This is a genomic window from Streptomyces sp. NPDC002088, assembly GCF_040296605.1.
GTDB lineage: Bacteria > Actinomycetota > Actinomycetes > Streptomycetales > Streptomycetaceae > Streptomyces.
Window position 1 is genome coordinate 258630 of record NZ_JBEOXO010000010.1, and the last position, 21234, is coordinate 279863.

The following is a 21234-nucleotide window of genomic DNA, read 5'->3' on the forward strand; positions in this document are numbered from 1 at the left end:
GGAGCGCATATGTACATCAGGGGCGACCACGCCGAGCTGGTCGTCGGGGGCCGCCTCGACGTCCGCAGCGCGGCGGACGCCCGTACGGTCCTGCACTCGGCCGTCGACGACGGAGTCGGCGACCTCGTGCTTGACCTGTCCGAACTGGATTCCTGGGACGCCACCGGACTCGGGGTGATCATGGGTGTCCACCGGCGGGCCGGCCGCATCGGCCGACGCCTGGTGCTGCGCGGCGTACCGCCACAGATGCAGCGCCTGCTGGTGGCGACCCGGCTGCACCGGATCCTGGCGATCGAGGGCGGTATCGGGGTGGAGTCCCTGCCCCGAGTGTGACACCCGGAGCGGGAGTGGCCCAGGCGGGCGGGGGAGACCCGGTCAGCCTGCTGCGAAACGCCCGACGCGCGCAATCCTCACGAGACTGTGACGTCTCGGACGGCGCGGTACCCCGGGCTGTCGGAGATACTGTGCGAAGGTTTAGGGTTCGGCTGCCCGCTGACCTTGCAACCCTCTAGCGGGCCCGGACCAGAAGCGACAGCGCGGTGTGCGGCAAGGCCGGGAGGGGCTTTCGGCACTCGACGCTTTTGGGGGGCTTGAACCTATGGACCCGAACAACCGGGGACCCGAGGAGTACGGCCATGACGGCGACGGCCACGCGCCGCGCCCGCGCCCGTCCAGGGATCCCCTCACACCCGATTTCGGCCAGCACGCGCCGACCCTGGCCCGCACGGTCCAGCTGATCACCGGAGACCTGCTGCTCACGGTCAACCCCGTGGACGGCAGCGAGATCGAGATCTGCGTGCCCGGAGAACGGCCCGGCCGCCCGGAGAAGCTCACGGCCGCCGCACGCGCCGAGACCGAACGCGCGGCCCGGCCGCCCGTCCTGCCTGGCCCCGTGCAGCTCGCACTGCCGCTGCTCGGCCGCCAGGACGAGCGCGAGCGCCTGGTCCGCCTGGTCGCCCGCGGCCGCTCCGTCCGTCTCACCGGCCCCGCCGGCTCCGGTCGCACCAGTCTCCTCGACGTCATCGCCGAGGACTGCGCGGACCTCGCCCCCGACGGCGTGATCCGCCTGAGCGGCTGCAACCGCACGGCTGGCGACCTGCTGTACGACCTCTTCTACGCCGTCCACGACGCGCCCCTGCACCGCCCGGACCGCGACGAGCTGATCGAGTACGTCCGGGAGGTCGGCGCGGTCGTCGTCCTCGACGACGTCGAGTTCGGCGGCGCCGCGCTCGACGAGCTGCTCGACGCCACCCCCGAGTGCGCCTTCGTGATCGCCGCGACCCCGGACGTGCCCGCCCCGTCCGCCGACGCGGCCATCGAGGAGGTCTTCCTCGGCGGCCTCGACCGCGCGGGCGGCGTCGACCTCATCGAGCGCGCCGTCGGCCGCGTCCTCACCGAGGAGGAGGCCAACTGGGCCGGTGACCTCTGGTTCGAGTCCGAGGGCCTGCCGCTGCGCTTCGTCCAGGCCGGCGCCCTGCTGCGGCAGCGCGACCGGCTGCGGTCCGGAGTCGGCGCCGTCGACGAGTTCGGCGTCTTCGAGGACGCGCTGCCTGTCGACGCCCCGTTCGATGCCGACACGGCCCGGGACGTACCGCTGCCCTCGCTCGGCGAGGCGGCCGCGCCCGCCCCGCTGCTGGCCTCCCGGCTGAGCGCCTCGGCCCGCGCCACCCTGCGCTTCGCCGTCGCTCTCGGCGGCGAGGTGCCGCACCAGGCGCATCTGCCCGCACTGGTCGGCGACACCCACGCGGACGCCGCCCTCGGCGAGCTGGCGGCCTGCGGTCTGGTCTCCCCGGTCGGCTCCCGCTATCGGCTCGCCGCCGGCGTCCTGACCCAGCTGGAGGCCGCGGGATACGCCGACGACGTCGAGGCCCGCGCCCTCACCGCCGCCCAGCACTACGCCTGGTGGGCCGGACACCCCTCGGTCACCCCGGAGCGGGTGTGCGCCGAGGCCGACGCCCTGCTCGCCGCCCTCGCCGTCCTGGTGCCGGCGACGACCCGGCCGGGCGAGGGCGAGGAGAGCACCGTCGTGCAGCTGGCCCGCACGGCCGCGCCGGCGTTCGCCGCCGGACTGCAGTGGAGCGCCTGGGAACGGGCGCTGCGCTCCGGCTCCGAGGCCTCCCGGCTCACCGGAGAGGTCGCCGAACAGGCCTACTTCCACCACGAGTTGGGCATCCTCGCGCTCTGTGGCGGACAGTTCGACCGGGCTCGCGCCGAGCTGGAGGCCTCCGTCGGCCTGCGCGGCGCCCTCGCCGACAAGCGCGGTACCACCGCCGGCCGCCGCGCCCTCGCCCTCGTCGCCGACCGTACGGGCGATGTGCCCGGCGTGCGGGCGACTGCGGGCGAGGAGGTGCCCGACGCGCGCTCCGAGGAGTCCGCGTCGCCGCCCGGCGGGGTACCCGCCGCCTACCCGCCGCTCGTCGTGGACACGCCCGCCGTGGTCACCTACCAGGCCTCGCCCCAGGGCGCGCACAAGGGCCGTGGCGGCGTCCGGGGGCTCGCCCGGCGCAACCTCGTCGCGGCCGGCGCGGGCGCGCTGCTCGTCGCCGTGCTGGGCACGGTCGTGACCCTCGGCGCCACCTCCAACAACGACGACGCCAACAACCCGGCCAACCAGGTCGGCGTCAACCCGTCCGCCAGCCAGGGCCTGGACGACGGCAGCCTGGGCGCCGACAAGCCGAAGAGCGACGACGGCAACGGCGACACCGGCGCGACGGCCGCCGCACCGACGGATCCGGGCCCCGACGGCACCTACGGCACGGCCGACGACCCGACGCCTACGGACGGGGCGGAGCCTTCGGACGATCCGAGCGGGACGAAGGGGTCGGGGGGGTCGTCCAGCTCGTCCACCAGGCCGACCTCGCCCACGCCGAAGCCGACCCAGACGACACCGAAGCCGACGTCGCCGACTCCATCCACACCCACGCCCACCGAGACGACGACCCCGCCCACGCCCACGGAGACACCTTCCGAAACCCCGTCCACCCCGTCCACCACGGACACGGCCAGCGGCAGCGCGTCCGCCACCGCCTCCGAGAGCGCCTCGGAGAGCACCGGCGCCGGGACACCCAGCGACGCGGCCCCGGTGATCTGAGGCCGCTCGACGCAGAAGGGCCGGGTCCGACGGACGGACCCGGCCCTTCTGCGTCGTACGCAGCGGTACGCAGGCTGCTCAGAACAGCCGCAGCTTGTCGTCCTCGATGCCCCGCAGCGCGTCGTAGTCCAGGACGTGGCAGCCGATGCCGCGGTCCGTCGCCAGGACGCGGGCCTGGGGCTTGATCTCCTGGGCCGCGAAGACGCCCCGCACCGGAGCCAGGTGGGGGTCGCGGTTCAGCAGCTCCAGATAGCGGGTGAGCTGCTCCACGCCGTCGATCTCGCCGCGCCGCTTGATCTCGATCGCGACGGTCTGGCCCTCGGCGTCCCGGCACAGGATGTCGACCGGGCCGATGGCGGTCATGTACTCACGCCGGATCAGCGTGTACCCCTCGCCCAGGGTGTCGATGCGGTCGGCGAGCAGTTCCTGAAGGTGTGCTTCCACGCCGTCCTTGATCAGGCCGGGATCCACGCCGAGCTCGTGCGTGGAATCGTGGAGCACTTCCTCCATCGTGATGATGAGCTTCTCGCCCGCCTTGTTGATGACGGTCCAGACGCCCTCCTCCTCGCCGCTGCCTTCTTTCAGCGTGCAGGGCGGCGACATCCAGTTCAGGGGCTTGTAGGCCCGGTCGTCCGCATGGATCGAGACGCTGCCGTCCGCCTTCACCAGAATCAGGCGGGGCGCGGAAGGGAGATGGGCGGTGAGCCGGCCCGCGTAGTCGACGGAACACCGGGCGATGACGAGACGCATGGTCGGCAACGCTACTCGACGGGCAGCAGTGCACGCGATTCGCCCTGGAAAACGTGTGTTCGCTCGTGGCCGATTGTGTGCCTACTGGGAGTTCCCTATGTGCGCAATCTCCTGGTGCCGTCACCGGCGGGTGCCTACCGTAGTAAACGGGAGGTCGCACTGCGTGTACTCAGCGTGCTCGATGTTTCGGCAGGGCGAACTCCCATCCCCGTCCGGCAACCCCTGCGCTTCGGGGGTGCGAGAGGAGAACCCATGTCGCTCGACGTCTCACCGGCCCTACTCGAACAGGCCGAGCGAGGCGAGGTCGACGAAGCAGCATTCGTCGACTGCGTCCGGACCTCCCTGCCCTACGCATGGGAGATGATCAGCTCTCTGGTGGCCCAGCTGAAGGTGGACGGCGGTCAGTTCGCCGACAACCAGACGCCCCCGCCGTCCGAGCAGGCACGCGGTCAGCTGCTGCGCGCGCTCGCGAGTGACGCGATACGCGGCGCCCTGCAGCGGCACTTCGGTGTGCGGTTGGCCTTCCAGAACTGCCACCGGGTGGCGGTGTTCCCGCTGGACGCCTCGGTCGACGAGACGCTGGCGCGCTTCACCTCGGTTCGTAGTCAGTTGCTGAATCAGTCCCCCGAGTTCCGGGACTGCTGACGCAGTGAGCCGTCTGCTTGCCGCTCCGTACGCGGGAGGTGCAGTCAGTATCGGAGCGGCAAGCTCCCCGCGCGGCAGGGATGTTCAGCCGAGGTGCGGGAGCACCTCGGCGCCGAGCCGCCGTACGTTCTCCTCGGTTGCCGCCAGGTCTCCCGAGCCCTCGACCAGCAGGGCGAAGCGGTTGATGCCGGTCCGCTCGCTGGTCGCCGCGAGCCGGTCGGCGCACAGCCGCGGGGTGCCCACCGGGTGCAGTCCGCAGAGCAGTTCGGTGTACGCCAGCGGGTCGCGCATCTGCCGGGCGCGGTCGTCCACTGTCACATGGGCGTCGAGGCCCTGCTTCAGCCAGCCCGGCATCGCCTTCGTCAGCGCCTCCACCGCGTCCGTACGCCGGTCCGCGATCTGGCAGACGCCGGCCGAGACATGGGCTGCGCCGAGGATCTCCTCCGCCGGCCGCCCGGCCGCGCGCGCGTGCTGCCGCCACAGGGCCACCATCTCGGCCTTCTCCTCGTCCCCGACGTGCATCCCGAGCAGCATCGGCAGCCCGCGCTCGGCGGCCAGTCGCACACTCGCCGGGGAGGTGCAGGCGACGACGACCTCGGGCCCCTCGCCCTCCGTCAGGGACTCCGACGGCCTGGGTACGACGGGGACTTCGCGGAAGCTGAAACGATTCCCGGCGGCCGCCACGGCCGGTTCGCGCAGCCAGCGCACCAGCAGATCGAGTGATTCCGGGAACCCGCTCTCGTACGCCGCCAGGCCGGAGCCGAACACCTCCAGGTCGACCCAGGGTCCGCCGCGTCCCACGCCCAGCGAGAACCGGCCGCCGCTCGTCACATGCAGCAGCGCGGCCTGCTCGCCGAGGGCCACGGGATGGGCGGTGGGCAGTACGCTGACCGCTGTACCGACCCGGATGCGGCGGGTGCGGCCCAGCAGTAACGCGGCCAGGGTGACCGCCGACGGACAGGTGCCGTACGGCACGAAGTGGTGCTCGGCCAGCCAGACCGTGTCGAGCCCCGCTTCCTCGGCGACCTCGGCGGAGCGGACCGCGCGGTGCAGCGCCTCTCCCTGGCCCTGCCCCGGGAACTGGGCCGCCAACACGAAACTTCCTACGCGCATTGCACTTTCCTGCTTCCTTGGCTCCGACGCGGAGCTCCCCCACCCGGCATAACCGTCTGACACGTGCCGAGGACACGGCCTGGCGAAGAGATTTGCGGATTGTCTGGAGAATGGGTCGCCGAGGAAGGGGACTTGTGGGGTTTGGTTCCCTACGCGTACCCAGGTCCACGCCGCGTAGGCTGGACATGGCCCCTGCTTCCTGTATAGCCCCGTGAGGTGTTCCGTGTCCCCGCGTCGCAACCGTCCCAAGGGCCCCGGCTCCGGCCGGAGCGCCGAGGACGACTCCTCCGGCCGTTACGGCGGCTGGCAGTCCACGGTGAGCTGGCAGGGCGAGGAGTGGAGCGTGCGCCATGTGGCCGGGGCGAGCGCGCAGGGCAAGGCCTACCGGTGCCCCGGTTGCGACCAGATGATTCCCGACGGAGTGCCACATGTCGTGGCCTGGCCCGAGCACTCGGGCGTCGACGAGCGCCGGCACTGGCACAAGGCGTGCTGGAACGCACGGGACCGCCGCACCACGCGGGTGCAGCGGTCCCGTAACGCGCCTAAGTTCTGAGCCCTTCTCGGCTCCTGGCCCTACACGTCCCGCTTCTCCAGCAGCGCGAAGGCGCCGGCGAAGGCGACGGCCGTGATGCCCAGGGCGATCCACAGCGGGTCCCAGCCGGACGGGCCGGACTCGCTGAGCGAGGTCGAGTAGAAGACGCTGAGCTGGTTCGGGATCGAGTACTCGAACAGGGCCTCGCGGACGTCCGCCAGCGACGACGAGAACATGAACAGCGCGATGACCAGCGGGGCCAGCAGGACGCCGATCATGATGGTGATGGCGCCCGCCGAGTGCCGGATGATCGAGCCCACGACCAGCGACAGCAGCCCGAGCAGCGCCACGTAGAGCGAGACGCCGATCGTGGCCTTGAACCACTCCCCGCCCGACGGCTGCCTCGCGCCGCCCAGCATGGCCGCGTCCGCGAGGGCCACGAGGACGGCCGACGCCAGCGTGATCACGAACGCGACCACGAAGAACACCAGTGCCTTCGCCGTCAGCACCCGCCCGCGTGACGGGCACGCGGTCATCGTCGTGCGGATCATGCCGGTGCCGTACTCCGAGGCCGTGGTCAGCACGCCGAGCGTGATGATGCACATGCTGCCGAGGAGCAGCCCGAAGAAGCCGTACGACAGCGGGTTCTCGCCCGACAGGTCCGTGTCGGACGCCTGGCCCGCGACCACCACGGCGGCCAGCAGGCCGATGCCGATGACGAGCAGCACGAACACGCCCAGCGTCCACATCGTGGAGCGCACCGACCTGATCTTCGTCCACTCCGAGGCGATGGCGTGCCCGAGGTGCGTGCGCACGACGGGGATCGGTGACGTGTAGGTGGGGTACGCGGAACCGGCCGCCGCCTGCCAGTCGGGTACGGGTACGGGTGCGGCCTGCGGCATCGGGGGCTGGGGCGTGCTCATCGGGCGTCCTCGGGCTTGGTCAGGGCGTCGGCGGCGGGAGCGGGGATGGCGGGAGCGACCGGAGGCTGGGCCGTGGGCCCCGCGTACGGGTTGGGCACGGCAGGAGCGGGAGCGAGGGCGGGAGTGGCGTCAGCCGCACCGTAGGCGCCGTACGGGCCCGCAGGCGCCTGGCCGGGCCCGGGCTGAGCGAACGGCTGTCCGCCCTGCTGGGGCGGCGGTGGGGCGTACCAGCCCGGCTGGCCCTGCCCCGGCACCGGCATCGGCGGCTGTGCGCCGGGCGGCAGCTGCTGCATCAGCCCCGCCTTCTGGTCGATCGTCGAGCGGTAGTCGACCGCGCCCTGCGTCATCCGCATGTACGCCTCCTCCAGCGAGGCCTGGTGCGGCGACAGCTCCCACAGGCGTACGTCGGTGTCGTGCGCGAGGTCGCTGATGCGCGGCAGCGGCAGTCCCGTCACCCGCAGCGCGCCGTCCTGCTCGGGCAGCACATGCCCGCCCGCCTCGGTCAGCACGGAGGTCAGCTTCTCGCGCAGCTGAGGCTCGGTGTCGGGGGTGCGTACGCGCGCGAAGTCGGCGGAGTTGGCCGAGATGAAGTCCTTCACGCTCATGTCGGCGAGCAGCTGGCCGCGTCCGATGACGATGAGATGGTCGGCGGTCAGCGCCATCTCGCTCATGAGGTGGCTGGAAACGAACACGGTCCGCCCCTCCGCCGCCAGGGACCTCATCAGGTTCCGCACCCAGAGAATGCCCTCGGGGTCGAGGCCGTTGACCGGCTCGTCGAAGAGCAGCACCTGGGGGTCGCCGAGGAGCGCGGCGGCGATGCCGAGCCGCTGCCCCATGCCGAGCGAGAACCCCTTGGACCGCCGCCTCGCCACGTCCTGGAGCCCGACCACACCGAGCACCTCGTCCACGCGCCGCGCCGGGATGCCCGAGAGCTGGGCCAGGCTCAGCAGGTGGTTGCGGGCGTGCCGGCCGCCGTGCACGGCCTTGGCGTCGAGTAGGGCGCCGACCTGGCGCGGGGCGTTCGGCAGCCTGCGGTACGGGTAGCCGCCGATCGTCACCGAGCCCGCGGTGGGGTTGTCCAGGCCGAGGATCATCCGCATGGTCGTCGACTTGCCCGAGCCGTTGGGCCCGAGGAAGCCGGTGACGGCGCCCGGACGTACCTGGAAGGAAAGGTTGTACACGGCGGTCTTGTTGCCGTAACGCTTGGTCAGGCCGACAGCCTCGATCATGCTCCGCACCCATCGAAAGGATCAGGACAGCGGGGCACACGCCCCCGTAAGGGTTAGGAGCTTATCGGGGCGCTGACGGTTCCGCCCAAGGGAAAGCAAAACAACGCCGCAGGTCAGCACTCCCATCACGCTCTCCCACTACGCGTCACGCCGCTTCAGCAGCACGTAACCGCCCGCGAGCGCCGCGATCACCCACAGCACCATGATCCCGAGACCGCCCCAGGGCCCGTACGGGGTGTCGTCGTCGACCCGGGGGACCACCTGCATGATCCTGCTGCCGGCCTGGTCGGGCAGGAACCGGCCGATTTTCTTGGTCGCGTCGACGTTGCCGAGGACGTTGGAGATCAGGAAGAAGAACGGCATCAGGATGCCCAGCGACAGCATCGGCGAGCGGAGCATCGCGGCGACGCCCATCGAGAACATCGCGATGAGGGTCATGTAGAGCCCGCCGCCGATCACCGCCCGCAGCACACCGGAGTCGCTGATCTGCGCCTGGTGCGGGCCGAGCATGGCCTGCCCGAGGAAGAAGGCGGCGAAGCTGGTGGCGAACCCGACGACCAGAGCGAGCCCGGTGGCGACCACGATCTTGCTGAACAGAAACGTGCCGCGCTGCGGTACGGCGGCCAGCGAGGTGCGGATCATGCCGGTGCTGTACTCGTTGGAGACGACCAGCACCCCGAACACGATCATCGCCAGCTGACCGAGGCTCATGCCGGCGAAGCTGATGAACGTGGGGTCGAAGGACAGCTGGGCCCGGATGCCCATCCGGTCGAACTCGCTTCTCGACAGCGCCGAGATCAGCATGCCCAAGGCGATGGTGACCACGACGGCGAGGGAGAGCGTCCACACCGTGGACGCGACGGAGCGGATCTTCGTCCACTCGGACCTGATGACCTGCGTGGCCGCCATGCTCAGCCCTTCTCCCAGGCGTCGCCCCACCGTTGCGGCGAAGGCGTGTCGGAGTGCGCGTGGTACTCCACCGACTCCGCGGTCAGCTGCATGAACGCTTCCTCCAGGGAGGCCTGCTGGGGGCTCAGCTCGTGCAGCACGATCTGGTGCCGCGCGGCCAGCTCCCCGATGTGCTCGGGCTTTCCGCCGTCCACCTCCAGCGCGCCGCTGCCGGTCTCCACGACCGTGATCCCGGCACCGTGCAGCACGTCGAGCAGCCGCTCGCGCTGCGGGGTGCGGATACGGATGTACGAGCGCGAGTTCCGCTGGATGAAGTCGGCCATGGAGGTGTCGGCGAGCAGCCGCCCCTGCCCGATGACGACCAGATGATCGGCGGTCAGCGCCATCTCGCTCATGAGATGGCTCGACACGAACACGGTCCGCCCCTGCGCGGCCAGCGATTTCATGAGGTTGCGGATCCAGTGGATGCCCTCGGGGTCGAGCCCGTTGACCGGCTCGTCGAACATCAGGATCCGCGGGTCGCCGAGCAGCGCCCCCGCGATCCCGAGCCGCTGCCCCATGCCCAGGGAGAACCCCTTGGCCTTCTTGCGCGCGACCGCCGTGAGTCCGACGGTGTCCAGCACTTCGTGCACCCGGTTCTTCGGGATGCCGTTGCTCTGCGCGAGACACAGCAGATGGTTGAAGGCGGTGCGCCCGCCGTGCACGGCCTTCGCGTCCAGCAGGGCGCCGATGTACTTGAGCGGGTCCTTGAGGTGGTCGTAGTGCCTGCCGTCGATACGGACGTCACCGGCCGTCGGCCGGTCGAGGCCGAGCATCATGCGCATGGTCGTCGACTTGCCCGCGCCGTTGGGTCCGAGGAAGCCCGTGACGATGCCCGGTCTGACGGTGAAGGTCAGGTTGTTGACCGCCACCTTCTCGCCGTACCGCTTGGTCAGCCCCTCGAGCTCGATCATGCGGCCCACGCTAGGGCGGGCTTCCGGCGGCTGCCACCCGGGCGGGCAATCAGTGTCCGGCGGCGCGGTGGCGACCGTACGACGGAGGCCCGCACCTCGGGGGAGAGAGTGCGGGCCTCGGCTGTCGCTGCGGACCTACCGGGTCTGCTGGGCCGGAACCCCGCGGGAGATCGGCTCGTCGTCGGCCGGGGTGCCGGCGGCGGCCACCGCGGCGCCCGTGAGGGTGGCGAGCATCTCGCGGACGTTCGTCAGCTGGGCGTTGATCGAGTCGCGGCGGTTCGTCAGCGCCGCCAGCTCGCGCTCGGATTCCGAGCGGATGCGGTCGGCCTTGGCGTTGGCGTCGGCCACGATGTCCTCGGCCTGGCGCTGGGCCGTCTCCACCGTCTGGCGGGCGCGGCGCTCGGCATCCGTGCGCAGCTTCTCGGCCTCCAGGCGCAGCTGCTCGGCGCGGTGCTCGATCTCGGCGAGGCGCTTCTCGGCCTTCTGCTGACGCGACGCCAGGTCGCGCTCGGACTGCTCGCGGCGCTTGGCGAGGTTGGTCTCGAAGTCGGCGGCGGCCTGCGCGGCCTTGGCGCGGGTCTCCTCGAAGAGGGCGTCGGCCTCCTCGCGCTTGGACTGCGCGTCCTTCTGGGCCTCGGCGCGCAGCTGCGAGGCGTCACTCTTGGCCTTCTCGACGATCCGGACGCCCTCGTCCTCGGCCTTGGACTTGCGCTCCGCAGCGAACGATTCTGCGTCGTTGCGGACCTGCTGGGCGGCCGACTCGGCGAGCTCGCGGTGCTGCTCGGCCGCGCGACGGGCCTCCTCGCGCAGGTCCTTGGCCTCCTCCTCGGCGAGGCGGAGGATCTTCTCGACACGCGCGCCGAGACCGGCGTACGACGGCTCGGCGTCGCTCACCTGTGCCTGGGCGTTCTGCGTCTCGAGGTGGAGCTCCTCGATGCGCTTCTCGAGAGCGGTGATGCGGGCCAGAGCGCTGTCACGGTCGGAGACGAGCTTCGAGATGCGTTCGTCCACCTGAGCGCGGTCGTACCCACGCCGCACAAGCTCGAAGCCGTAGGGGGAAGTGTCGCTCATGGGGTTCCTGTCGAATGAGACCGGTGAGGTGATAGGTGGAATCCTAGGGGCCGAAGCGGTGTGTCATCGAGCGGATACGTGTTTGATCTGGAGAATGACACCCCTTTTGAGTGGCTCACCGTTGGACGACTTGCCAAAAACCCGGTCAAAGGCCTCAGACCTTAACGGAACTCTCACGTGCCGCTAGCCCTCTGACGGCTTGCCACCCGAACGAGGTGCACCCACGGTCGCGCCCGCCTTGACCCCGCCGTCCTTTCCGGCTGACGGGGTCTCAAAGGATTCCAACGCTTCCAGGACGTCCTGGACACGGGAGATCTCGGCGTTGATGTCCTCGCGGCGCCGCACCAGGAGCTCCAGCTCGCGCTTGCCCTCCTCGACCGTGCGCCTCGCCTCGCGGATCGCCTCGGCCTTGAGTTCCTCGGCCTCCTTCACGAGCGACGCCTTCTTCTGCTCGGCCTCCTTCAGGAGCAGTTCGGCCTTCTTGACGGCGGCGATACGCACCTTGCCCGCCTCGGAGTTGGCCTCCGAGAGCAGCTCCTTGGCCTTCGTCTGCGCCTTGCCGAGCTGCTCCTCGGCGGCCGTGATGAGCGCGTCGCAGCGGTCGCCGGTCGACTTCATCGTCTCGGCGGCCTCGCGGCGGGCCCGCTCGTGCAGCTCCTCGATCTCGCCCGTGATGCGGTCGCGCAGTTCCTCCGCGCGCTCCCGGATGGCGGTGGCGTCCCGGCGGGCACCGACGAGCAGCTCGTCCGCGTCCGTACGGGCCTTCTCCACCCGTCCGTTGCCCTCGATCGTCGCCTCGGACACGAGCCGCTCGGCCTCGTTGCGGGCCGCGCCGACCATCGTGTCCGCCTGGGACTCCGCGTCCGCAGTGGTCTTCAGCGCCTGCTGCTGGGCCTCGGTGAGCAGCTTGTCGGCCTCGGCCGTGGTCTCCGTGATGAGCGTGTCGACCTGCTCGGCCGCCTCCGAACGCCGCTTGTTGGCCTCCTGGCGGGCCTCGTCGAGGGTCCGCTCGGCCTCCTCGCGCGCCTCGGACACCAGCCGCTCGGCCTGCGCCGCCGCCTTGGCCCGGCCCCGATCGGCCTCGGCGCGCATCCGCTCGGCGTGCTGCTGTGCGGATCCGACGGTGTCGGCGGCCTCGGCGCGCAGCCGCTCCGCGTCCCCGGTGGCATCCCCGATCAGCTTCTCGGCCTTGGCGACCGCCTCGGCCCGTACCCGCTCGGCCTCCGCGATCGTCTCCGACTGCAGCCGCTCCGCCTCGGCCGTGACCTCGGTGATGAGCGTGTCCGCCTGCGTCGCCGCGTCCGACCGGATCCGGTTGGCGTCGTCACGGGCGTCCGCCCGGGTGCGTGCCGCGTCCTGGTCGGCCTGGGCGATGACGTCCGAGGCCTCGGTACGCACGCGCTGGGCGTGCGCGGCCGCGTCCGAACGCAGCCGCTCCGACTCGGCGATCGACTCCGCCATCGTGCGCTCGGCGAGCGCCTTGGCGGCCTCCGACTCCTCGTGCGCCTCGCGCCGGAGCCGGGTCGCGTCCTCGCCGGCCCGCTCCCGCTCGGCGTAGGCGTCGGCGCGGACCCGGTCCGCCTCCTCCTCGGCCTCCCGGCGAGTACTGTCCGCCACGTGCTCGGCGGCACTGCGCAGCCCGGCGATCTCCTCCTGCGCCTGCTCGTGCAGCCCGGCGACGGAGTCCCGTACCTGCTGGGCGTGGAGCTCGGCGGCCGACACCATCTCGGTGGCGCGCCGGTCGGCCTCCTCGACCAGACGTACGGCCTCGGTCTGCGCGTCCTCGACGCGCTTGCGTGCCGACGCCAGCAGTTCCTCGCTCTGCTCGCGGGCCCGCTCGCGCTCCTGGTCGGCCTCCTGGCGGGCGGAGCCGAGGAGTTCCTCGGCCTCGCGGCGGCGCCGGACGGCCTCCTCCTGCGCGGCGGCCAGCGTCTCCGACGCCTCCGTGGCCAGCCGCTCGGCGGCGGCCTGCGCCTCCGCGCGGACCCGGTCGGCGGTGTCCTGGGCCTCCGTCTTCAGCCGCTCGGCCTCGGCCGCGGCCTCCGAACGCAGGCGTACGGCGATGGTCTCGCCCTCGGCGCGGGAGGCGGACGCGTCGGCGGCGGCCTCGTCACGCAGCCGTTCGGCCTCCGTCTCGGCCTGCGCCTGGAGCGTGCGGATGCGCTCGGCTGCCTCGCTGCGCAGCCGGTCGTTCTCCTCGGCGGCCTCGCGGCGGATCCGCGCGGCCTCCTCGCGGGCGTCGGTCAGCGCCTGCTCGGCCGACGCGAGGCGTTCCTCGGCCTCGGTGTGCAGCCGGGTCAGCTCGTCGGCGGCCTCCGCCTGCCTGGCCGCTATGGCGCGCTCGGTGTCCTCGCGCAGCTCGGCCGCGGCCCGCTCGGCGTCCGCCTTGATGCCCTCGGCCTGCTCGACGGCCTCGTCACGGTGCCGCTCGGCCTCGTTGCGGGTGCGCTCCAGGGTCTCCTCGGCCTGCCGGCGCAGCGTGGTGGCGCGCTCGATGGCCTCCGTACGGACCTTCTCGCTGTCCGTGGTGGCGCTCTGGCGCAGCTCGTCCGCGTCCGCCTTCGCCTTGGCGAGCAGCTCCTCGGCGGTCCTGGCCGCCTCCTCGATCTGCTGGACGGCTTCCTTGCGGGCCTCGGCGCGGATCTTCTCGCCCTCGCCGACGGCTTCGGAGCGCAGCTGCTCGGCCTCGCCGCGCAGCCGGCGGGCCTCCTCCTGCAGCTCGACCGTCTTGGCGCGGTACTCCTTGGTGTCGTCCTTCGCCGCGCCCTTGAGCTGCTCGGCGATGTCGTGCGCCTCGGCGCGCAGCCGGTCCGCCTCGGTCTCCGCCTCGGTGCGGATCCGCTCGGCCTCCTCGGCGGCGGCTTTGGTGGTCTGCCGCGCGTCCTCCTGCGCCTTGTTGAGAACGTCCTCGGCGGTGCGTGCGGCCTGGCTGAGCTGGGAAGCGGTCTCCTCGGCGGTGGCGCTGCGGGCCTTCTCGGCGGCCTCGGCGAGGATCTTCTCGGCCTCGGCACGGGCGTCCGCGACGACCTGCTCGGCGTCCGCCTTGGTGGTCTCGGCCTCCTTCGTGGCCTCGCTGACCAGCCGGGCGACCTGCTCCTTCGCGGTGCGGGTGCGCTGCTCGTTCGCCGACTCGGCGCCGGCGAGCGCCTTGGCGGCGGCTTCCTTGGCCTCGGTGAGCAGCTTCTCGGCCTCGGTGCGGGCCTCGCGCAGTGCCGTGTCGGCCTCGGCGATGCGCTGCTCGGCGGCGCGGCTGAGCTCGGTGGCCTGGCGGCGGGCGGCGTCCGACTCGGTCGCCGTGGAACTGCGCAGCGCCTCGGCGTGGTCGGTGGCCTCCTGGGCCTGGGTGGAAGCGGCGTTCAGCAGGCGCTCGGCGTCCGTGCGGGCGCGACGCAGCAGCTGCTCGGCCTCCGCGCGGGCCGCCTCGGCCTCGCTCTGCAGCCGCTGCCGGGCCTCCGCGGTGACCCGCTCGGCCTCCGCGCGGGCGGCGGCCATGGCCTGCTCGGTCTCGGCGCGGGACTCGTCGAGGAGGCGGCGAGCCTGCGACTCGCTGCGGGCGCGCAGCTGCTCCGCCCACGCCACGTTCTCGTTGACGTGCGACTCGACGGTCTGCCGGCGCTCCGCCAGCTCCTGGTCCAGCTGCTGCCGGCGGGCCACGGCCTCCTGGTGCAGCTCGGCCTGGAGCCGGGCGGCCTGCTCGGCGTGCTCCTGGAGGATGCGCTGGGTCTGCGCCCGGGCCTGGCTGAGCTCGCGCTCGGCCTCCTGGCGCAGCTGGTCCGCCTGCATCTGCGCATTACGCAGCAGCTGCTCGGCCTGGTACCCGATATCGCCGCCGTCGAAGGCGGGCCGGGACATGATGGTGCGCCGCGCCTCGTGCAACTTGGCGCGCAGCACCTCGACCTGGTAGCCGAGGTCCTCGGCGTGCTGGATCGCCTTTTCCCGCTCGGTCTTCAGCCGCTTCATCTCGGCCTCGAACCGAGAGAGGTGGTCGACGTCAGCCGCCGGCTCTCGCTCCTGGCTCTCGTAGCCCCGCACTGCGCGGTCCCATCCGTCCCCTGGTCGCAAGCTTCTCCAACGAGCTCCGTCCATCCGCCGAACGGGGCCCCCGGGGAATGGTGTCAGATCAACAACGGAGCATGGGCTGCTGCCCCGACGCTCGTCCCCCGAAACCCGGACCCCGGCATGCGGTCGCCCCGGTACGAGCGACGACCGCCCCCAACCCTACCGGCCCATATGTACGAGGGTCAGTGCTCAGGTGACTCAACAGGCGCCGAAGTGACCAGTTCTGTCAGTACCCCGTGGCAATCCTTTGGATGCAGGAAGGTGATTCGCGACCCCATGGAGCCGCGCCGTGGCTCCTCGTACAGGACGCGTACGCCCTTGTCCTTGATGTCGGCGGCATCCTCGTCCACGTCCGCCGTACCGAAAGCGATGTGGTGAACACCCTCACCGTTCTTGTCGAGCCACTTGGCCACGGTGGAGTCCGGGCGGGTGGGCTCGAGGAGCTGGAGGTACGAGGCCCCGCCGTCGGACGTATCGTTGATCTTGAGCATGGCCTCGCGCACGCCCTGCTCCTCGTTGACCTCGGAGTGGAACACCTCGAAGCCGTATGTCGCACGGTAGAACTCGACGGTCTTGTCGAGGTCGAAACAGGCGATCCCGATGTGGTCGATTCGCGTCAGCATGTTGTTAGTGCAGCGCTCCGGAGGTGGTTACGCAACGTGCGCGCGATCACACCGACAGCCGGATGACGGGTGGACTACCGCTCAGTACATTCAAGTAAACCCTCGTTCACTCCTCGGCTGTGCAGGCCGGTAAGGGGATCGCCGCTCATGTCTTCTGGAACGAACAGCTCTGTGATCGTCGCGGGCGCTCGTACGCCCATGGGGCGGTTGCTGGGCTCGCTGAAGTCCTTCTCGGGAGCCGACCTCGGCGGCTTCGCGATCAAGGCCGCCCTCGACCGTGCGGGTATCGGTGGCGACCAGGTGCAGTACGTGATCATGGGCCAGGTGCTCCAGGCCGGGGCGGGGCAGATCCCGGCCCGCCAGGCCGCGGTCAAGGCCGGCATCCCGATGAGCGTGCCGGCGCTCACGATCAACAAGGTGTGTCTGTCGGGCCTCGACGCGATCGCGCTGGCCGACCAGCTGATCCGCGCGGGCGAGTTCGACATCGTCGTCGCGGGCGGCCAGGAGTCCATGACGAACGCCCCCCACCTCCTCCCGAAGTCCCGGGAGGGCTACAAGTACGGCGCGGTGGAGCTGCTCGACGCGATGGCGTACGACGGTCTGACCGACGCCTTCGAGAACATCGCCATGGGCGAGTCCACGGAGAAGCACAACACGCGCCTGGGCATCGGCCGCGAGGCGCAGGACGAGATCGCGGCCCTGTCCCACCAGCGCGCCGCCGCGGCTCAGAAGAACGGCATCTTCGAGGCCGAGATCACCCCGGTCGAGATCCCGCAGCGCAAGGGCGAGCCGGTCGTCTTCAGCAAGGACGAGGGCATCCGCGGCGACACCACGGCCGAGTCGCTGGGCAAGCTGCGTCCGGCGTTCACCAGGGACGGCACGATCACCGCCGGCACCTCCTCGCAGATCTCGGACGGCGCGGCGGCCGTGGTCGTGATGAGCAAGGCCAAGGCGCAGGAGCTCGGCCTGGAGTGGATCGCGGAGATCGGCGCCCACGGCAACGTGGCGGGCCCGGACAACTCTTTGCAGTCGCAGCCGTCGAACGCGATCCTGCACGCCCTGAAGAAGGAGGGCCTGGAGGTCTCCGATCTCGACCTGATCGAGATCAACGAGGCCTTCGCCGCCGTGGCGGTGCAGTCAATGAAGGACCTCGGGGTTTCCACCGAAAAGGTGAACGTCAACGGCGGAGCGATCGCCCTGGGTCACCCCATCGGCATGTCGGGCGCCCGGCTCGTGCTGCACCTGGCGCTGGAGCTGAAGCGCCGGGGTGGCGGGGTCGGCGCGGCCGCGCTGTGCGGTGGCGGCGGTCAGGGTGACGCGCTGATCGTGCGGGTAGCCAAGGCCTGAGTTCTCCCTCCCTCGTCGAACGGAGCTGTGATGCAGGACGTCTCCTCTCTGGTGGCCCAGGCCAGGGAAGGCCGGCCGCGGGCCGTGGCCCGGCTGATCTCCCTGGTGGAGGGGGCGTCCCCGCAGCTGAGGGAGGTCATGGCGGCGCTGGCCCCGCTCACGGGCAACGCGTACGTCGTCGGTCTGACCGGTTCCCCGGGCGTCGGCAAGTCGACGTCCACCTCGGCGCTGGTGACCGCGTACCGCAAGCAGGGCAAACGGGTCGGCGTCCTGGCCGTCGACCCGTCCTCCCCGTTCTCCGGCGGGGCCCTGCTCGGCGACCGCGTCCGGATGTCGGAGCACTCCTCCGACCCCGGCGTCTACATCCGCTCCATGGCGACGCGCGGCCACCTGGGCGGCCTCGCCTGGTCCGCGCCGCAGGCGATCCGCGTCCTGGACGCGGCCGGCTGCGAGGTGATCCTGGTCGAGACGGTCGGCGTCGGCCAGTCGGAGGTGGAGATCGCCTCCCAGGCGGACACCTCGGTCGTCCTCCTGGCCCCGGGGATGGGCGACGGCATCCAGGCCGCCAAGGCCGGAATCCTCGAGATCGGCGACGTCTATGTCGTCAACAAGGCCGACCGCGACGGCGCCGACGCCACCGCGCGCGAGCTGAACCACATGCTCGGCCTCGGCGAGTCCCGCGGCCCCGGCGACTGGCGCCCCCCGATCGTCAAGACGGTCGCCGCGCGCGCCGAGGGGATCGACGAGGTCGTCGAGGCCCTGGAGAAGCACCGGGCCTGGATGGAGGAGCGGGGCATCCTGGCTGAACGCCGTCGCGCCCGGGCCGCCCGCGAGGTCGAGACCATCGCCGTCACGGCCCTGCGTGAACGCATCGGCGACCTGCACGGCGATCGCCACCTGCGCGCGCTGGCGGAGCGGATCGTGGCGGGGGAACTGGATCCCTACCGGGCGGCGGACGAGCTGGTGGCGGGGCTGACGCGGGGCTGACTCTGGTCAACTCCCGGAGCCTGTCGGTACGTTGCCCGCGCCTTCTTCGCGGCCCTCGTACGCCGCTGTCCTGCGCCTTCCCCACGCCCGCCGCACCTTCGCCCTCGCCCTCGTCCCCCTGGCCCTCCTCCACGCGGGGACCCTCGGCGCTCTCGCGGTGGTCTGCCGGCGCCCGGGCCCATCGGCCGGCCGGCCGGTTCCCGGCGCACCGGCAGGCGGGGCTCTGTTCGAGCCCCGCCTGCCGGTGTTCGCATGAAGCGCCCCGTCAGGGGCGGCCCCGCTGTCCGCGGAGGTGTTGCGCGATGGGCTTCAGGGCCTTGTCGAGTTCCGCCAGGGCCTCGGGGGAGAGGAGGTCGATGAAGTGCCTCCGCACGGACGCCACATGATGGGGCGAGACCTTCTGCATCGTCTCCAGGCCGTGCTCCGTGAGAACCGCGTACAGTCCGCGGCGGTCGGACTCGCAGTTCTCCCGGCGTACCAGGTCGGCGTTCTCCATGCGGGTGATCTGGTGGGAGAGTCGGCTCTTGGACTGGAGGGTGGCGGTGGCGAGGTCGCTCATCCGCATCCGGACGTCCTCCGACTCGGAGAGGTTCACCAGGATCTCGTAGTCGTTCATTGTCAGGCCGAACGGCTGCAGGTCCTTTTCGAGCTGGTAACTCAACAGCCTGTTGACCTCCAGGTGGGTGCGCCAGGCGCACTGCTCCGCATCGGTCAGCCAGCGCGTGGCCGTTTCGGTCTCCATGAATGAAGTCTACCTAAAAGGTTGAAAGGCGAACTAGTGAGGGTGGTGTGACTGTGCGCACGCGTTCGATGTCACACTCCGCAGACTACCGCTCACAGCCCGAAGCGACGCTGGAGGTCCCCCAGCTGTCCGGGAAGGCGCGGTGTGCCCGACGGCTGCCCGTGCCCGCCTGGGACGCCGCCACCGCCGGGCACGCCCGCCTGCTGCGGAACCGCCCCCGTGGCCTGCTCGGCCATGAGGGTCTCGGTCGACTGGAGCAGCACCGTGCCGGCTCCCACGAACTCGAACTGATGCTCCTCTCCGGAGGCCCCACCCAGGCCCGTCATCGCACGTAGACCGCCCATCAGGCCGGTCATGTACCCGTGGTCGTAGTGATGGCACGGCGACGGGCAGTCGGCCCAGCCGACGAGCGCCTGCGGGTCCACCCGGATCGGGGGTTCCATGAACACCACCGGACCGTTAGATGCGGCCACAAACTTTCCGGTTCCGATAAGGGTCAGAAAACCCGGCACGATCGACTGCTTGAGGGCAAGACTTGGCTGAAAAGCGAGCAGGTTGCCCGAGCGAATGGTCAGATTGCCGTCGTCCAGGTCGTACGAGTTGACGTCGAAGGCCCGGTCGGCGAGGAGCATCTTGCCGGAGCCCTCCGCCACGACCCAGTCGGCGGCGTGCAGAGGCGAATGAAAGGACGTACGGACAAGACGGTCCAATCGCCCGTGCCCGACGCCGTTGAAGTCGATCGAGCCGTAGTAGGCGATCATCTTCCCCTTCTGCAGGAACCACTGGCTCCCCTTGAGCTCCACGCAGAAGGTGTAGTTGTTGACGTTGTCGTCGACGGGCAGCGTCATCGGGTCGTGGACCGCCGGGCCGCCCGGAGTTCCGTACGCGCTCACAGCTTCTCCTCCGACGCCTGGACGTACACCGCACCGCTGCCGCTCAGCTCCAGCTGGAACGCCTCCCCGGAGCCGCGGCCCACCATGTCGCGCCAGCCCAGCGCCGTGGACAGCTTGTTGCGTACGTCGCCGTGATGGGCGACGTACGCCTGCGGGTCGACGTGGACCGGCCGCTGCGGAGTGATGGGGATCTCGAAGACGCCCCCGTGGGCCATCACCGCCACCGCGCCCTGTCCCTTCAGGGTGGTCGTGAACAGCCCCTGCCCGGTGACCTGCCCCCGGACCATGCCCATGACGCCGCCCTGCGAGCCCAGGAACATCGTGCCCTGCTGGAGCGTGCCCTCGAAGGCGAGGAGGCGGTCCGCCTCGACGTACAGCGTGTCGCCGGTGAGGTTGATGACCTGGACGTGGTGGCCGCCGTGCCCGAACAGGACCGTGCCGCTGCCCTCGACGGTCATCAGCGGGGTGGCCTCGCCCGCGACCCGGCGCCCGATCATCGACATGATCCCGCCCTGGCCGCCCTGCATGTTGGGCGTGAAGGACACCTCGCCCTGGTAGGCGAGCATCGCGCCGCGCTGGCTGAACAGACGTTGCCCCGGCAGGACGGTCGCCTGGACCATCTTCGAGTTGATCTCACGGAAGGTCATGTCACACGTCCCCCGCGATCGTGTTCCGCTCGCTCGGCTGTATGTACACCAGCCCGTCCCCCTCGAAGCGGATCTGGAAGGCCTCGCCGCCACCCTCCCCGAGGAACGTGCGGAACGTCACACCCGACTGGAAGGACTGCCGGACGTTTCCCTGGTGCGCGATGTACGCGCCCGGGTCGACGGTCAGCGGGTACTGCGGACTGACCCTGAGGACCACGGCCGGCCCGTCCGACGTGATCGCCGCCTGGCCGTGCCCCTCGACGGTCGTCGTGAACAGCCCGTTGCCCTGGGAGGCGCCGCGCAGCCCCGTGAACGTCGTGCCGGTGCGCAGCCCGGCGTCCGTCGCGAGCAGGTTGCTCGACTCCACGTACAGCTTGTCCCCCTGAAGACTGACGAGGTTGATCTCGGAGGCGCGGTCCGCGAACCAGCACGTCCCCTGTCCCCTCACCTCCATCACGGTCATCTGTTCGCCGGTGAGCCGCCGGGTCACCATTCCCCGCAGCCCCTCGCCGCCGCCACTGAGCTTCTTGAAGGCCATTTGCCCGTCGTACGCGACCATCGAGCCGTTCTGCGCCTTCACGGCGTCCCCGGTCATGTCGACGGCGAGCACCTTGCTGCCTTGGAGTCGGAACATCGCCACGCTGCGAAGGTAGCCGCCGCCCGGCCGCGCGGACAGGGCCCACGGGTGGAGACGGCCCCTGACCGCACCCCTAGGGGGCA

General features: G+C 71.1%; 19 protein-coding genes. 6 read left to right on the forward strand and 13 right to left on the reverse strand.

Translation table 11 applies throughout. The features are described from left to right. The first annotated feature begins 9 nt into the window (after positions 1 to 9). Together ABT114_RS23350 and ABT114_RS23355 are read left to right on the forward strand one after the other, a co-directional pair. Positions 10 to 333: an STAS domain-containing protein gene (locus ABT114_RS23350; RefSeq protein ID WP_351144757.1), complete on the forward strand. Its 324-nt coding sequence runs from the start codon at positions 10 to 12 to the stop codon at positions 331 to 333. A gap of 265 nt (positions 334 to 598) precedes the next feature. Next, a complete protein-coding gene (locus ABT114_RS23355) occupies positions 599 to 3091 on the forward strand; it encodes an ATP-binding protein (protein ID WP_351144758.1) in 2493 nt (830 codons plus the stop codon). A gap of 78 nt (positions 3092 to 3169) precedes the next feature. On the opposite strand, the gene nucS is transcribed toward ABT114_RS23355, so the two are convergent. Continuing rightward, positions 3170 to 3841, reverse strand: a complete 672-nt coding sequence (nucS, locus tag ABT114_RS23360) for an endonuclease NucS (protein WP_351144759.1) — start codon at positions 3839 to 3841, stop codon at positions 3170 to 3172. A gap of 252 nt (positions 3842 to 4093) precedes the next feature. Here nucS and ABT114_RS23365 point away from each other — a divergent pair, with 252 nt between their 5' ends. After that, positions 4094 to 4486 (forward strand): SCO5389 family protein, encoded by a 393-nt coding sequence (locus ABT114_RS23365; protein ID WP_351144760.1) that lies wholly within the window; start codon positions 4094 to 4096, stop codon positions 4484 to 4486. Positions 4487 to 4570: 84 nt separating this feature from the next. Here the strand turns inward: ABT114_RS23365 and ABT114_RS23370 are convergent, their stop codons facing one another. After that, positions 4571 to 5599, reverse strand: a complete 1029-nt coding sequence (locus ABT114_RS23370) for an LLM class flavin-dependent oxidoreductase (protein ID WP_351144761.1) — start codon at positions 5597 to 5599, stop codon at positions 4571 to 4573. A 223-nt stretch (positions 5600 to 5822) separates the two neighbouring features. Between ABT114_RS23370 and ABT114_RS23375 the strand changes: the two genes are divergently transcribed. Further along, entirely contained in the window at positions 5823 to 6152 is a 330-nt protein-coding gene (locus tag ABT114_RS23375; protein WP_351144762.1) for an Rv1322 family protein, read from the forward strand. Positions 6153 to 6172: 20 nt separating this feature from the next. On the opposite strand, the gene ABT114_RS23380 is transcribed toward ABT114_RS23375, so the two are convergent. The 7 genes from ABT114_RS23380 to mce form a co-directional block, all read right to left on the reverse strand. Beyond that, on the reverse strand, positions 6173 to 7054 hold the full coding sequence (locus ABT114_RS23380) for an ABC transporter permease (RefSeq protein WP_351144763.1): 882 nt from the start codon (positions 7052 to 7054) through the stop codon (positions 6173 to 6175). Then, positions 7051 to 8283 carry an ABC transporter ATP-binding protein gene (locus ABT114_RS23385; protein WP_351144764.1) on the reverse strand — a complete coding sequence of 411 codons (1233 nt, stop codon included), beginning with the start codon at positions 8281 to 8283 and terminating at the stop codon, positions 7051 to 7053. Before ABT114_RS23385 ends, ABT114_RS23380 begins: the two co-directional genes overlap by 4 nt. 138 nt (positions 8284 to 8421) lie before the next feature. After that, the gene (locus ABT114_RS23390) at positions 8422 to 9192 is read right to left on the reverse strand and encodes an ABC transporter permease (RefSeq protein WP_351144765.1); all 771 of its coding nucleotides are present in this window, start codon (positions 9190 to 9192) and stop codon (positions 8422 to 8424) included. 2 nt (positions 9193 to 9194) lie between these two features. Further along, positions 9195 to 10145: an ABC transporter ATP-binding protein gene (locus ABT114_RS23395; protein WP_351144766.1), complete on the reverse strand. Its 951-nt coding sequence runs from the start codon at positions 10143 to 10145 to the stop codon at positions 9195 to 9197. Positions 10146 to 10280: 135 nt separating this feature from the next. Then, complete coding sequence (locus ABT114_RS23400; protein ID WP_351144767.1) at positions 10281 to 11216, reverse strand: coiled-coil domain-containing protein; 936 nt, start codon at positions 11214 to 11216, stop codon at positions 10281 to 10283. A gap of 183 nt (positions 11217 to 11399) precedes the next feature. Then, positions 11400 to 15248: a polarized growth protein Scy gene (gene scy, locus ABT114_RS23405; protein ID WP_351144768.1), complete on the reverse strand. Its 3849-nt coding sequence runs from the start codon at positions 15246 to 15248 to the stop codon at positions 11400 to 11402. A 209-nt stretch (positions 15249 to 15457) separates the two neighbouring features. Continuing rightward, a complete protein-coding gene (mce, locus tag ABT114_RS23410) occupies positions 15458 to 15898 on the reverse strand; it encodes a methylmalonyl-CoA epimerase (protein WP_351144769.1) in 441 nt (146 codons plus the stop codon). Positions 15899 to 16045: 147 nt separating this feature from the next. On the opposite strand from mce, the gene ABT114_RS23415 reads away from it, so the two are divergent. Both ABT114_RS23415 and meaB read left to right on the forward strand, forming a co-directional pair. Continuing rightward, complete coding sequence (locus ABT114_RS23415; RefSeq protein ID WP_351144770.1) at positions 16046 to 17245, forward strand: acetyl-CoA C-acetyltransferase; 1200 nt, start codon at positions 16046 to 16048, stop codon at positions 17243 to 17245. 30 nt (positions 17246 to 17275) lie between these two features. Next, positions 17276 to 18232 (forward strand): methylmalonyl Co-A mutase-associated GTPase MeaB, encoded by a 957-nt coding sequence (gene meaB / locus ABT114_RS23420; protein ID WP_351144771.1) that lies wholly within the window; start codon positions 17276 to 17278, stop codon positions 18230 to 18232. 265 nt (positions 18233 to 18497) lie between these two features. Here meaB and ABT114_RS23425 read toward each other — a convergent pair whose 3' ends face one another. The 4 genes from ABT114_RS23425 to ABT114_RS23440 all read right to left on the reverse strand — a co-directional run bounded on the left by ABT114_RS23425 (position 18498) and on the right by ABT114_RS23440 (position 21148). Beyond that, positions 18498 to 18974 carry a MarR family winged helix-turn-helix transcriptional regulator gene (locus ABT114_RS23425; protein ID WP_351144772.1) on the reverse strand — a complete coding sequence of 159 codons (477 nt, stop codon included), beginning with the start codon at positions 18972 to 18974 and terminating at the stop codon, positions 18498 to 18500. 92 nt (positions 18975 to 19066) lie between these two features. Further along, on the reverse strand, positions 19067 to 19867 hold the full coding sequence (locus ABT114_RS23430) for an AIM24 family protein (RefSeq protein ID WP_351144773.1): 801 nt from the start codon (positions 19865 to 19867) through the stop codon (positions 19067 to 19069). Continuing rightward, complete coding sequence (locus ABT114_RS23435) at positions 19864 to 20514, reverse strand: AIM24 family protein (RefSeq protein WP_351144774.1); 651 nt, start codon at positions 20512 to 20514, stop codon at positions 19864 to 19866. Before ABT114_RS23435 ends, ABT114_RS23430 begins: the two co-directional genes overlap by 4 nt. 1 nt (position 20515) lies before the next feature. Beyond that, positions 20516 to 21148, reverse strand: a complete 633-nt coding sequence (locus ABT114_RS23440) for an AIM24 family protein (protein WP_351144824.1) — start codon at positions 21146 to 21148, stop codon at positions 20516 to 20518. Positions 21149 to 21234: the final 86 nt, after the last annotated feature.